14 protein-coding genes are annotated in these 13662 nt (G+C 60.8%); 4 read left to right on the plus strand and 10 right to left on the minus strand.

The window, feature by feature from the left end; all coding sequences use genetic code 11:
- Positions 1-116: 116 nt before the first annotated feature.
- Complete coding sequence (locus I6E81_RS12235) at positions 117-1166, minus strand: low specificity L-threonine aldolase (protein WP_231604161.1); 1050 nt, start codon at positions 1164-1166, stop codon at positions 117-119.
- 290 nt (positions 1167-1456) lie between these two features.
- On the opposite strand from I6E81_RS12235, the gene I6E81_RS12240 reads away from it, so the two are divergent.
- The 4 genes from I6E81_RS12240 to I6E81_RS12255 all read left to right on the plus strand — a co-directional run bounded on the left by I6E81_RS12240 (position 1457) and on the right by I6E81_RS12255 (position 3578).
- Positions 1457-1768 (plus strand): PLDc N-terminal domain-containing protein, encoded by a 312-nt coding sequence (locus tag I6E81_RS12240; RefSeq protein WP_197108143.1) that lies wholly within the window; start codon positions 1457-1459, stop codon positions 1766-1768.
- A 158-nt stretch (positions 1769-1926) separates the two neighbouring features.
- A complete protein-coding gene (locus I6E81_RS12245) occupies positions 1927-2187 on the plus strand; it encodes a hypothetical protein (protein ID WP_197108144.1) in 261 nt (86 codons plus the stop codon).
- 87 nt (positions 2188-2274) lie between these two features.
- A complete protein-coding gene (locus I6E81_RS12250) occupies positions 2275-2664 on the plus strand; it encodes a metalloregulator ArsR/SmtB family transcription factor (protein WP_197108146.1) in 390 nt (129 codons plus the stop codon).
- Positions 2664-3578, plus strand: coding sequence for a cation diffusion facilitator family transporter (locus I6E81_RS12255; RefSeq protein WP_197108148.1), 915 nt, complete (start codon positions 2664-2666; stop codon positions 3576-3578). The genes I6E81_RS12250 and I6E81_RS12255 overlap by 1 nt, the downstream gene beginning before the upstream one ends.
- Positions 3579-3597: 19 nt before the next feature.
- On the opposite strand, the gene I6E81_RS12260 is transcribed toward I6E81_RS12255, so the two are convergent.
- From I6E81_RS12260 to I6E81_RS12300, 9 genes are all read right to left on the minus strand, one after another.
- Positions 3598-4833, minus strand: a complete 1236-nt coding sequence (locus I6E81_RS12260) for a polysaccharide pyruvyl transferase family protein (protein ID WP_307783955.1) — start codon at positions 4831-4833, stop codon at positions 3598-3600.
- Positions 4830-5783, minus strand: coding sequence for a glycosyltransferase family 2 protein (locus I6E81_RS12265; protein ID WP_231604164.1), 954 nt, complete (start codon positions 5781-5783; stop codon positions 4830-4832). The genes I6E81_RS12260 and I6E81_RS12265 overlap by 4 nt, the downstream gene beginning before the upstream one ends.
- A 109-nt stretch (positions 5784-5892) precedes the next feature.
- Positions 5893-6876 (minus strand): lysylphosphatidylglycerol synthase domain-containing protein, encoded by a 984-nt coding sequence (locus tag I6E81_RS12270; protein ID WP_197108158.1) that lies wholly within the window; start codon positions 6874-6876, stop codon positions 5893-5895.
- Positions 6873-7955, minus strand: a complete 1083-nt coding sequence (locus I6E81_RS12275; RefSeq protein ID WP_197108160.1) for a nitroreductase family protein — start codon at positions 7953-7955, stop codon at positions 6873-6875. The genes I6E81_RS12270 and I6E81_RS12275 overlap by 4 nt, the downstream gene beginning before the upstream one ends.
- An 85-nt stretch (positions 7956-8040) precedes the next feature.
- Entirely contained in the window at positions 8041-9504 is a 1464-nt protein-coding gene (locus I6E81_RS12280) for a hypothetical protein (protein ID WP_197108162.1), read from the minus strand.
- A complete protein-coding gene (locus I6E81_RS12285; protein WP_197108164.1) occupies positions 9501-10055 on the minus strand; it encodes a hypothetical protein in 555 nt (184 codons plus the stop codon). The genes I6E81_RS12280 and I6E81_RS12285 overlap by 4 nt, the downstream gene beginning before the upstream one ends.
- A gap of 30 nt (positions 10056-10085) precedes the next feature.
- A complete protein-coding gene (locus I6E81_RS12290; RefSeq protein WP_197108166.1) occupies positions 10086-11858 on the minus strand; it encodes an ABC transporter ATP-binding protein in 1773 nt (590 codons plus the stop codon).
- Entirely contained in the window at positions 11855-12652 is a 798-nt protein-coding gene (locus I6E81_RS12295; protein ID WP_197108168.1) for an ABC transporter permease, read from the minus strand. The genes I6E81_RS12290 and I6E81_RS12295 overlap by 4 nt, the downstream gene beginning before the upstream one ends.
- Entirely contained in the window at positions 12649-13644 is a 996-nt protein-coding gene (locus tag I6E81_RS12300; protein WP_197108170.1) for an ABC transporter permease, read from the minus strand. Before I6E81_RS12300 ends, I6E81_RS12295 begins: the two co-directional genes overlap by 4 nt.
- Positions 13645-13662 lie beyond the last annotated feature (18 nt).

Below are 13662 nucleotides of genomic sequence, written 5' to 3' on the forward strand. Positions count from 1 at the left end.
CAAGGGACTGGCCCGACGAACACTTCGCCATCACGGCGAGTGTGCGTCGGGCCAGTTCCGTTTAAAGTGTTGGCGCGCTAGGTGCGCGCGTTGCGGGTGCGGGCTAGCCGTGCGCGCTACGCGAGCTCGCGGATGGCGGCGACGAACGCGTCGATGTCAGCAGCTTGGTGCGCGAAGGACACCACGATGCGCACGACACCGGGCTCCCAACGGTTGGCGTAGAAACCGAAACCGCGATCGTGGAGAGCTTCGGTCAACTCGTCGGAGAAGACAGCGAAGAGGATGTTGCTGCCGGGTTCACTCGTGACCGTCACGCCCGCGACATCCGCGATTCCCGCGCGAAGGCGCGCAGCCATCGCATTGGCTTGGCGCGCGTTGTCGAGCCACAGATCATCGGTGAGGTAGGCGTCGAGTTGGGCGGCCTGGAACCGCATCTTGGAGGTGAGTTGGCCGCCGCGCTTGTGACGGAACGACAGTTCAGTCGCCAGCGTCGGGTCAAAGCAGACGATGGCATCCGCCGTCAGCGCGCCATTCTTGGTCGCTCCAAACGAGAGCATGTCGACGCCAAGCTTCCAGGTCATCTCGGCGGGGCTCACATCGAGGGCGACGAGCGCGTTGGCAAAGCGAGCACCGTCCATGTGGACGCGAAGGCCAGCCTCACGTGCAATATCCGTCAACACGCGCAATTCGTCGATCGTGTACACGCTGCCCGTCTCCGTGACCTGCGTAATGCTGAGCACGGATGCCTGAACACTGTGCACGTCGCCGCGACCAGCTTTCACCGCGACCCGCAACTCGTCGGGGTCAATCTTGGAGTGCTCGCCTCCGAGCAACACAATCTTGGAGCCATCGGTAAAGAACTCGGGCGCACCGGCCTCATCGTTCTGAATGTGGCTGTCGGCGTGCGTGAGGATGCTGCCCCACGGCCGCGTGAGCGAAGCAAGGCCGATTCCGTTGGCCGCTGATCCGGTGCCGACCGCAAACACATCAAGGTCGCACTCGAACGCTGCCGCCATCTTCGCGCGCATCTGAGCCGTGAGCGCATCGTTGCCATAGGGCGCAGCGGGGCCAGCGGATGCCGCGACAACGGCATCCAGAATCTGCGGTGAGGCGCCGGCAGCATTGTCACTCAGGTAGCCACGCAGGATGGAATCGGTCGGAGTCATGGCAGCTTTCTGAAACGAGAAATAGGGAATGCCAATCGGATGCGCCTCGGGCCCTGGGCCTCGAGCGCTACTAGACCGAATCGCCACCGCAGAAAGCGAATCAGTCGAGTGTTCGGCAACGATCAGCACTGCTCCGAGCCACTCTTAGTCGATGATATCTCGCGGCGAGTGGTGCCGGATAGCGGCTCCCCCTCGTGGTCGGTTGTGTGCAGCTTTATTGCGTCGAACGCAATGACGCGACGCCCCTTTGAGGGCTATGGTGCGTCGCTCCAGCCCGGTACTCTTGAAACATGAGTATTTTTGCAGCAGTGAGCAACGGTGGGCCCGACGGGTCGGCAGCGTTCGCGGTCGTCTTCATGATGATCTTTTGGTTCGCCTACATCGGATTCTTCGTCGTGCTGGGGCTCGCCTCGGCCGTGGTGTCCGTGCTCGCACTCGTGTCGATCTATCGCAATCGCTCCACACTGCGGGGCATCGAGCTCGCCGCGTGGGTTGCAATCTCGCTCGCCATTACGATCGCTGGCCCCCTCTGCTGGTTCCTCATCGGGCGCCGCAAGATGCTGGATGATGCGCGCGCAGAAGAGCAGCCGACACCCGCTTGAGCAGCGAATGTTACGAACAACACAATTGCTCGAATGAGGCCTCGACAGATTCGCTCGCAAGGAGTTGAATCTTAGTGAGCACCACCCGCACAGCAGCGGGATGCAACCCTGCAGTGTCTGAGGTCTTCAATAGTGTGAACTCGAAGGAGTAAAAAACTATGACGATAGCCGCGCCCCGGCCGACCGAAAGTTCAACAGACCGAGCACGCCCCACCGTCGTGTGGACCCCCATTCAAGCTGGTCTCTGGGTCGGCAATGCCGCCGGAGAATTCGCTGGAATGATCGAGCGGAGTTCGGCGGGTGAGTTCTTCATTACCGATCACCGCGCCAAGCCGCTCGGCACCTGCTCCACACTCGATGAAGCACAAGCGCGCCACAACCGGCAGTTCCTGCTCACCAACGCCGAACGCCGCGACTAAGCCGATCGCTCGGCTGCGCAGCTGTGTGGTGGCTGTGTTCCCCGCCCCGCTATTGATATTAGAACTTGCGCATGTGATTATATTCGTATGAGCGCAGACATTTCGGACTGGTCAGACCCCAGCGATGATTACGTTTCAGTCGCTGTCGAAATCTTCTCCCTGCTCGCCGATGCCACCCGCTTTCGCATCGTCCTCGCCCTCCGCGAAGGAGAACTGGCCGTCGGGGAGATCGCGGAACGCGTCTCCAAGCCGCAAGCCACCGTGTCTCAACACCTCGCAAAACTGCGCATGAGCCGAGTCGTCACCACGCGCCACGAAGGTGCCCGCGTCTACTACCGGCTCAGTAACGATCACGCACTCGAACTCATCCGCGTCGCCGTGTTCCAAGCGGAGCACGCCGTAGACGACACCCTGCGCCACAGCCACCACGCGCCCGAACCTGCAGTTACCAGCGCACACGCCAGCGGAGTGCACTGATGGGCGCCGGGCACGACCACGCCGCGGGCACCTCCAACCGCACTCGGCTACTGATCGCCTTCATCATTACCGTCGGCGTTGTCATAGCCCAAGCGATTGGGGCAATCATCACGGGCAGCCTCGCGCTGCTCGTCGACACCGCCCACATGCTCACCGACTCTGCCGGCCTCCTCATGGCATTGCTCGCTGCTGGCCTTATGCAACGTCCAGCCACTAGCAAGCACTCCTGGGGGCTAAAGCGCACTGAAGTGCTGAGCGCTATGGCGCAATCGAGCCTGCTCTTCGCCGTCGGAATCTACGCTCTCGTTGAAGGCGTGCGACGCCTCTTTGACCCACCCGAGATTCAGCCGACCGGCTTGCTGGTTTTCGGAATCATTGGCCTCGTCGCCAACCTCATCGCCATGATCGTGCTGACCGGTGGACGCAACTCCAACCTCAACATGAAGGCAGCGTTCCTCGAAGTCGTGAACGACGCGCTCGGCTCTGTCGGCGTCATCATCAGCGCAATCGTGATCGCCCTCTTCGGTTGGTATCAGGCGGATGCCGTGGTCGGCATCCTGATCGCTCTCCTGATCGTGCCGCGCACCATCATCCTGCTCAAAGCGAGCCTCGGCGTGCTGCTGGAATCCACGCCCAAGGGCATCGACCCCGAAGCAGTGCGTGCCCACATCTTGGCCATGGAGCACGTCACTGCAGTGCACGACCTGCACATCACACGCATTTCCTCCGACCTGCCCGTGCTCACGGCGCACGTCATTGTTGGCGATGCGTGCTTCCGCGACGGTCACGCCGCCGAGATGCTGCCAGCGCTACAAAAATGCGTCGCCGAACACTTCGAGCTCAGCATCGAACACTCAACATTCCAGATCGAGCCAGAAAGCAACATCGACGAAGAACACGTGCACCACCACTAGGTCTGACCGAGCGGACTAGCTATTTGGTTCGTGCGGTCACAATCGACGCAATCAAGTCAGCCTGCGACAGCGAACGCTCGACGACAGCGGGAAGGTGTTCCTTCAACGACGCTGCGACAGTTTCGCGCGAGTCAGCAAGCTGCTCGAACCGAACAATAAGCGACGCCAGCTCAGCCTCGCTGTGCGGCATCGCCCACTCTTCAGCGCCGAACATTTCCAAGACCTCTTGATACTTGTGGCTCCACCCAATCACGAGGGTGGGAACAGTCATCGCGAGTGCCGACACCATGGCGTGAAAACGGCTGGCTACGAAAAGGTCACATTCGCCGATGATGTAGCGAAGTTGTTGCGACGGAAGCTCGTCATCCACAAACAGAAGGTTAGGGTTCGCGCCCACTCGTTCAAAGATCTCGCGGCACAGGGGCAGGTCGTTGTTATGCGTCTTAGACGCATCGTCGCGCGCGCTGTGCGGCAGCAGCGCAACCTTGCGGCCTGACTCGAGAAGATGACTGATGAAGGATGCGGTCTGACCGATGTAGTCACCGTCGCGAGCATCCACCTTCTTTTGCAACACCACGCTGGGCGATACGCCCACTACGGTGCCTGACTCGAAGAAGCTCATGTCGAATTTCTTCGCCACGGCGGCGGCTTCGGTGCCATCAAGTTGAAGGGAGAATGCGTAGTCCGCACCGGCGTACAGGTTCTTCAGGCCAAGGCCCTCGGCGAACTCATGCGTCTTTGCACCACGCGTCACGATCGTGTTGACCCTGGGCAAGAAGAAGCGAGCAGCCCGACGGTTGATGGGGTTCTTGAATGGCCCAATTGCTTGGGCACATTTGAACACCGGCGTCTTCACGAACATCGCCGGAAGGATCGACGCCACGTTGTAGAGCAAGAACTTCTCGCGGCCGTCTGTGAACGTGATGCCGCCCTGATCGAGCAGCACCTGCGAGCGAACCAAGGCACCGATTGCTTTGGAGTTCTTGCGAATCACCGGGCGGAGCGGGGGAAGGATGCGGTAGAGCAGTGCGAGCGAGTTGATCGCGACGCCCAGCTGCGCCGGCTTCGCGGCAACAATCTCAAGGTTCGTGTAGGTGTTTTGAGCGCGATCCTCTTCGGGATACATGCTCAAGAGAGTGAAGGTAACTCCGGGCAGCCGCGGTTCCAGAGTCTGGATCGCGCTCTCCAGCATTGCCGAAGCGCCCTTGTTGCCCGCTAGTGCGGACCCAATGATGGTGACGTGGGGAGCGGTCACTTTCCAGCCTCTCGCTTCAGTTTGGCTTGGGTATAGCCCGGGCCAAATTCAATTCGTTTCGTGCGCTCCATAGAGTCCTCGAGCAGGATGCGGTTGATTCGCATCAGGTCGGCAAGCAAGCCAAGCGCGAAGGCCAATAGTCCACCAACGAGGAGCGCCGCTCCCAAAATGAGCGACTGGATGTGGTCGCCAGCCGTGCCAGACAACCAGAGAATCAGATAGCGCACGAAGGGGATGAGCGACGCAACGGTGAGCCCGGTGCCCAGCGGCAGGAAGAACGCCAAAGGCCGGAACATGAGGTAGCTGCGAATAATGGCTCGCGCAGATTCGCCCACGTGCTGCCACATCGACGAGAACAAACGCGATTCGCGTGTCTTGGCGTTCGTCTCAACCGGAACGCTTGCGAGCCGCATGCGCTTGTGGCCGGCCTGGATGATCGTTTCCATGCAGTAGCTGAACTCGGTGACGACGTTGAGGCGAAGGAGCGACTCACGCGAGTAAGCGCGGAATCCGCTCGCGGCATCCGGAACATCGGTTCCCGCAGCCATGTTGACTACACGGCTTCCAAAGCGCTGAAGAAGTCGCTTGAACGGTGAGAAGTGGGCGATGGTTGCCGTTTGACGGTCACCAATCGCGATATCCGCGGTTCCATTCATCAAGGGAGCAATGAGATCGGGGATGCGGTTCTGGGGGTACTGGTTGTCACCGTCGGTGTTCACCACGATGTCGGCACCCTGAGCGAGCGCATAGCTGACGCCATCGGAGAACGAGCGGGCCAAACCACGGTTGCCGGGATGACGCACAAAGTGAGTAACCCCGTGCTCCTTCGCCACCTCAATGGTGCGATCAGTCGAGCCGTCGTCAATCACCAAGATGTGCAGCTCGTCTACTCCGTCGATGTGTTTCGGAATCGACTCCAGAACGAGCGGCAACGTGTGCTCTTCATTCAAGCAAGGGATTTGAACGAAAACTTTCACGAGAAAATCATCTCCAAGTGCAAAAAGGTCGCAAGACGGACCTTAGGTTGAGGCGGCAAAGCAGAAAGTTGGTGAGGGAACATTAAGAGCCCTGAACGAGTTTAGGCGGTAAACGCTTAAGCGACAGCGTGAGCGCCGCATAGAACAACGCAACAAAGGCATCGGCGATGGTGCTGAGCAGACGAGAAAGCAACGCAAGAATGACAGCCTGCGCTGGGGTCATGTACTGCAGAGCGAAGAGGAAGATCACCGCTTCGCGAACGCCAAGCCCGCTCGGCACGAAGACCGCCAAAATGCCGATCGCGCCCGCGAGAACGTACGTTGCTCCCAATGGAAGCCACGAGGCGGGCGTGAGATCGAGGAACGAGGCGGCAACCAAGACGAAGCCGACACCATTGATGATGCGCGGTGCCACGAACGCAACGAGATACCCACCCACTGCGCGGGGCGGCAAGAAGTACTCCCGCGGCAGATCTTGCTTGAGCACTCGACGCGCGCCGAAGTTGAGCACGGGATGAAAGAGTCTGCGGTCAAGAACGACGAGCAACGGGATGAGGGCGAGCATCGGAAGCAGAAGCGTGACCGGGTTGTCTTGAAAGATCACCAGCCCGACGCTGACAAGCAGGATTGCGGCACTCGGAACGATCGATGAAACCTGGAGGAACACATTCTCGTAAATGAACGAGATCACCATGATGCTGCGGCTGATCCCCCGCTTCTTTCCCCAAATCACCTTGTTCAGAAGAGAACCAACCTGGCCGGGAACGTATTTGAGAAGCCACGACGCCGAATGCACGGCCATCGCTTCCCGCGGAGTCACGGTTGCCGACGCGCTCATCCGATTGACAATCGCACCCCAGAGCAACCCTGAGACCGGCACGGCAACCGCGAACAACACAATCGCTGCGACCATCAGCCAGTTGAACTGGAGCTTCTGCGCTTGCACTTCAGCCCAGTTGTCCGCCAGCGCGCGCCAAAACAGCACAGCAACGAGCGCGAGCACAATGACGGTGAGCCCATACCTCAGAAGGCGTTTGGGCAAGCGCGAAGGAACGGGCGTTGTCATCGCAACTGGTTATAGGAGCGGAACGTATCGAGTTCCTTCTTCTGCGAGTACGGCACGAGACCCTCGGGGTGCGCGTAACCGACGGCGATCAGCATGATCACGCGATCGGTGACGTCAAGCCCCAGAGTCTTTTGCATTGTGGCTTCAAGCGGTTCGAAGTCGGGCCAGTTGATCACGCTCGAGCTGAGACCAAGGGTTTCGAGGCCATACATGAACGACATCGCAGCCAACGACGAGTCGATGTAAATCGCGTGGCGGTCTCTGGGGCTGAAGTAGCTCTCGAGCTTGCCGACAACGACGATGATCGTGGGAATGTTTTGCGCATAACCCGCGGCACCGAATGGCAACCCGGCGACCGTCTTCACCATTTCTGGGTCATCAAAGATTCGGAATTCGTAGGGAAGGCGGTTACAGGCTGTCGGAGACTGGCGCCCGATTACCAATGCCTTGTCAACGAGGTCGCGTGGAACCGGCTTCTCATCGAACCAGCGCACCGAACGTCGTTGCATCGCGAGCTCATGCAACTGCTCGTAGCTGACGCTGGAGAGGTTCTTCTTGACGTACGGAACCTTGTCGCTGGTCTGCGGCTGGTAAGCCAACTTCGCAAAACGGGCGCGCGCGGCATCCACAACAGGGTCGCTGCCGGTGCTGGCCCGGAAGTACTCCGCCAAGACGTTGTGGGCCCACTCCATTTCGCTCGACTCCATCGTGCTGGTGTCGGTTGCGCATTGCTGGGCCGCGAGCTCATAGAACTCGACCGTCTCGGTGATGTAGTCCCGCGCGAAGATATCGCGCCGTGGTCTCATGACGAGACCCTTTTCGAGGCGGTGGATGTTGCGGCGCAGCTCTACACGAGAGGTGCGGTCTTGGTTCTTGTTGCGGTAGTAGTTGCGACGCCCGCGGAGCACTCCTGCTTGCTCGCGGTTGAAGGCAAGAAAGCCGAACATGTAGAAGAAATGCGCAAGAATGCGGCTCGATCCGAACGTCTCGAGGAACACGCGATTGACGACCTCGTAGGTCTTTCGAATCCATGTGATCGCCAACAGATTTGTCGCGATAGTTTTGAGCTTCTTCAGCAAGTTCTCTCCGCACTTCAGAACGTAAAAAGGCGTCGTGCCCGCTCAACTGAGAGCAGGCGCGTCAACGCCGTAGTAACTATATCTGCTACGCCTTGTTAGCGACTGACGATGGCTTGGCTTGGGAAACCGTGGATGAGCGCCGCCACTGACCAACGCCGAGCGCGATAAGAACGTAGAACAACGCGACCGGAACGAGCTGGATCCACATTCTGTTGAGCGAGTCGCCGTCGCCGACGCGGTAGGCCGCATCCCTCAAGTACGCCAGCAAAAAACCAAGCGGAACGAAACTGGTGAGCGGGAAGCGGAGATTCACGCTGTTGGGCACCGCAATAAACGAAGCGACGACCAGAAGCACGGCGAGCAAGATCAGAGAGACTCCCCACGAGCCCGCGCCCATCACGACGTTCTGGAACGTTGCGGAAAGGCTCTCGCGAAGAATCAGAGGCTCCCGGAGTGCCAGCACGATCAGCGCCACCCACAAAAGAGCCTCGGCAAGAAGCAACAACATGCGGCCGCGCTTCATCAGAAGGTTCCACCGAAGCAACGGGATCGCCGCGAGCATCAGCACGCCAAACGCCAACAATCCCCACACAGAGAATTCAACCGACAGCCCGTCGGCACGATAGACAGCAGCCATAAACAGCTGCCAAGCGATCGTTGCCACACCCAGAATCGCAAGGAGGATCGACTTATGGAGCACGCTCACCGAGCGGTCGACGATCACCGGGAGAAGAACCAAGAACACCAAAATCGGTGACTCAGCGCGAACAAAAACAACCGCACCGATCGACAACGCCATCGCAGTGACGAGGGCCGTCTTGCTGACAGATTCAGTGGAGACGAGCATCCAGCCACCACCGACAATGACGAGCATCAGCAACGCAAAGAGAAGGTGCCCGTTGAGATAAAACGCATGAAAAACGAAACGGTTCATCGAGACGAGAAAGAGCACTCCCCCGACGATGAGCAACAAGAGCGCACGCTTGTTGAGTCGCGTCGCCAACGACTCCCACAACATCCACGACAGCAAAGCCAACACCAGCACTGAGATCAACGGAGTGATCGACTGCACGTAGTACTCGCCGCCAAGGTTGGCCGCGGCGTGCAGCTCGGGAACACCAATGAGTCGTTTGGGCAGCAGGCCGCTCGTCGCAATAGTGATGCTGTTGTTGGCGATGAGCGAGCCGTTGAGGAGGTACTGCAGGCTGTCGTAGGACCAAGCAACTTGAGGCAAGGCGCGAAACAGTGCAACCGCGGCAACGACGCCGGCGACGATGATTCCCGCCCACAGCGGTCGCACCGGCAGCACTGCTCCGCGGAATCGACGCCACAACCAGAGCGCGCTCGGAATCGCAGCGGTGAGAATCATCGTGAGTAACGGAGTGGTCGTGATCGGGGTTAGCACTTGGAGAGCACCGATGCAGAGGTACAGAGCTAGCCCGGCTACCGCGCCAAGGACGGGAACCCCCAGCCCACGCGCGCCAGCGACCTGGATGAGGGCAGAACCGCCCAACACCATCGACAGCAGAAAGACGACTTCGAGAATCATTCGCTCAGCCCACCGTTCGGCAACAAGCAGCTATCGGCGAAAACCAAAGCGTGATCTGTCTCGTCCATCAGATGACCGATGACGAGTTCGGAAGGGTCATCGCGGGAGCACTCGCCACGAATGTAGTACCAATTCTCTTCACTGTGCCCGTGGCCAGACGCTAGCCCTGTAGTCGTCGAGTAGACCGCTGGGCTAGCGAGCAACTCGTCGAGGCTCGTGACGTCGGCTAGCGATTCAGAGGCAAGAGAGAAAGAGTCAGCCCTGCCGTAACCCATCACAACAAATTGCAGCAGAGGGAAGATTTCAGCGTCGTCCGCAGAGAGCCGGATAACGGCACCCGGCTGGTGCTCGGAGAGAGCCCAGTACGGTCCGTAGATGTTCTTGACCGCGGTGTCTTGGCTCACAATCTCGACGATGTTAGAGCTGATATTGCGATTCACCGCCTGATAGTTCTGCGGGGCGACGGAGTCGATCGATTGAAACTGCACGACGTTCGCAAGAATCGCAATCGCAAGCACGCCGATCAGCGTCATCCGAGCAGTTCCCATCACCGGTTCAGTATATAGAGGGCGTTGTGGAGCCTAGACCGCGCGCTGGCCCGGAATCGCCTCGAGCAGTTCCCGCGTGTACTCATGCTGCGGATTCGACATCACATCGTGGGCGGTGCCCGCTTCGAGCACCTTGCCCGAGCGCATCACGGCAATGTGGTCAGAGATCTGGCGGATGACTCCGAGGTCGTGCGAGATAAAGAGGTAGCTGAGCCCGAAGTGCACCTGAAGGTCGACCAACAGTTGCAGGATTTGCTCTTGCACCGAGACATCCAGAGCGGAGACGGGCTCATCGAGCACGATCAGTTCGGGGCCGATCGCAAGCGAACGCGCGATGGCGACGCGCTGGCGCTGGCCGCCCGAGAGTTCGGTGGGGCGACGCTGTGCGAGTGAGGGGCTGAGGCTCACGTGCTCTAGAAGCTCGCGCGCCATCTCAGCGCGGTGGGTGCGGTCGCCCACTCGGAACGCGCGCAAGGGCTCGGCGATGATCCGCTCAATCGACATCTTGGGGTCGAGCGAGCCGAACGGGTTTTGGTAGACGACCTGCACGCGGCGACGCAGTTGGCGCAGCGCCTCGCCCGAGAGCGAGGTGACATCGGTGCCGTCGAAGCTGACGGTGCCCGAATCGGCCGACGCGATACGAGCCGCGATGCGGGCGGTCGTCGTCTTACCCGAACCCGACTCCCCCACGATCGAGAAGGTCGAGCCGCGAGGAACGACAAACGAGACATCGTCCACGGCGCGCAACACTTGCGAGCCTCCGCCTTGGCGGCGCAGAGCGAAGGTCTTGACCAGGTTCGAGACCTCAAGAATGTTGGTGGCTCCAGCGGCATCCGCCCCGTTGCTGGCGGCGGAAGCAGCGACGGCTCCGGATGCCGTGGCTGAGCCCGCAGGCTGCGCCGGGCGGGTGTGGGTGAATAGCTTTCCCGCGCTCGATTGCTGTTGTTCGCCGAGAGCCGTCAATGACGGGGTGAGGCGCCTGCTCGCCAACCCCGGAGCGGATTCCACGAGTTTCTTCGTGTACTCGTGGGTAGGGGCCGACAGCACCTGTGCGGTCGTTCCCTGCTCCACAATCTCACCATTGCTCATGACGGCGACGTAGTCGGCGCGGTCGGCGGCGACGGCCAGGTCGTGGGTGACGAGAACGACGGAGGTGTTGTGGCGGCGCACGAGTTCGTCGATGTTGTCGAGAACGTGGCGTTGCACGGTCACGTCGAGGGCGCTGGTTGGCTCGTCCGCAATAACGAGTTGAGGGTTGCAGGCCCAGGCGATTCCGATGAGCACTCGCTGGCGCATGCCGCCCGAGAGTTCGTGCGGAAACTGGGTGGCGCGAGCCTCCGGATCCGGCAGCCCGACCTCGTCGAGGATGCGCACGGCTTCGGCTGCGGCTGCTGCCTTGTCGAGCTTGAGGTGCAGGCGCAGCGCTTCGGAGATCTGGTCGCCGACGCGCATGAGCGGGTTGAGTGACTTGCTGGGGTCTTGCGGCACGAAGCCGATACGACCACCGCGAATGGAGCGCAGCTCGCGCTCCGACATCGGGCCGAGATCGCGACCTTCGAATTCGATGGAGCCGCTGTCGATGCGGCCACCGGATGCCAGGCGCCGAATCAGCGCTTGCGAGGTAGTGCTTTTGCCCGAGCCCGATTCGCCGACGATCGCCACGATTTTGCCGCGCGGAACAACGAAACTGATGCCGCGCACGGCCGCCACCGAGCCGGAGCGGGTCGCGTAGGAGACGTGCAGGTCGCGCACGACGAGGATGTTGTCGTTGGCCGCCGTCTTGTCGTCTGTCTTCTGCTCGATCATTCGTCGCCTCCGATCGATCGTGCTACCCGGTTCACGGCAAGCACGACCACAAGAATTACGGCACCCGGAATGATGCTGAGGCCGGGGTTGGTCGCCACGTAGTCGCGACCGGCCGAGACGAGCGCGCCCCACTCGGGTGCGGGCGGCGGGGCGCCGAAGCCCAAGAAAGTCAGAGCCGAAACCGAGAGAATCGCAGTGCCCATTTCGAGCGCCGCCATCGCGATCACGGGGCGGGCGGCGTTAGGCAGCACGTGCTGCACGAGAATCGCGGGCGAGCGAACACCGAGGGTCCGAGCCGCTTCGACATACTCTTCGCTGCGGATGCGCAGCACTTGCGATCGCATGACGCGAGCGAAACTGCCCGCGGCTCCGAGGCCAACGCCGAGGGCGAGCGAGACCGGGCCGAAACCGAGACTGGCGACGACGATCAGGGCGAGCAGAACTCCGGGAACGGCGATCAGCACATCCACGAAGCGCATGATGATGAAATCAGTGCGGCCGCCGACAAAACCGGAAATGAGGCCGACAACGGCACCCACAACAACGCCGACGACGACGGCGAGGGATGCCGAGAGCAGCGAGAGGGCGGCTCCATAGATGACGCGCGAGTAGAGGTCGCGGCCCAAGTTATCGGTGCCGAACAGGTACTGAGCGCTCGGCGGCAGCAGGCGATCAGTGGCGACCGACTCGAAAGGATCGTGGGTCGCGAGCAACTGAGGTGCCAGAGAGGCCACGATCGCCAACGCAATAATGATGAGCCCGAGAACGAAGCCGGGCTTGCGCAGATTGGTCACTTCTTTGCCCCCAACCGTGCGCGCGAGGGAACGCCGCCACCGATTCTGGTGCGCGGGTCGATGAAGCCGTAGGCGACATCCACGAGCAAGTTGACGAGCGCATAGATCGCGCCCACCACCAGCACGACGCCCTGGATGACGTTGATGTCGCGAGCAAGCACGGCATTGACGGTCATGCGGCCGATTCCGTCGCGCGAGAAGACGGTCTCGACAACAGCGGTTCCGCCCGCCAAGTACCCGATGAGTAAACCGAGAATGGTGATGGAGGGCAGCATCGCGTTGCGCAGCAAGTGCTTCGTGAAGATGCGGCGCGGAGGTACACCCTTCGCGACGGCCGTAAAGACATAGGGACTGTTCTGGGCTTCGAGCACGGCAGAAGAGAAGACCTGGAAGAAGAGGGCGCCGACGGGCAGGGCGAGCGTGATCGCGGGCAGGATTGCGGCGTCGAAGCTGCGAGCGCCGGCGGAGGGCAACCAGCCGAGAGCGAAAGCGAAGACACTGATCAGCAGCAGACCGCTCAGGAAGGCGGGCACCGCGATCCCGAATGGCGGAATCTGCAGCAGCAGTTGGCGCAGCCACGGCCACGGTGCTGCGTAGGCCAAGAAAGTGATGAGAACGGCGGATGTCACGCCGAAGAGCAGGGCGAGGGAGGCGATCTGCACGCTGAAGGGGAACGCTCGCGCAATCATCTCGGTCACGGGAACTCCAGTGGAGATGGAGACACCGAGGTCTCCCTGAGCCGCCGCGATGAGGTGGCCGAAGTACTGCTGCCAGAGTGTTCCGTCGAGCCCGTACTGCACCCGCAGGGCGTCGAGCTCGGCCGGATCGATGACCGTTGATGCGCCGCCCTTTGCTGCAAGGGCGGCGATCAACGGGTCACCGGGCAGGAAATGGACCAGCACGAAAACGAGCGTGTAGGTAGCCACGACAACGAACAGGAACTGTCCGATTTTGGGCAGCAGGTAGCTGGCCCAGGCTTTCACCTGTGTCATGACTGAGGCTCATTCATG

Origin of the sequence: Salinibacterium sp. NG22, assembly GCF_015864925.1 — a bacterium.
In the GTDB taxonomy this organism is placed as follows: Bacteria; Actinomycetota; Actinomycetes; order Actinomycetales; family Microbacteriaceae; genus Rhodoglobus.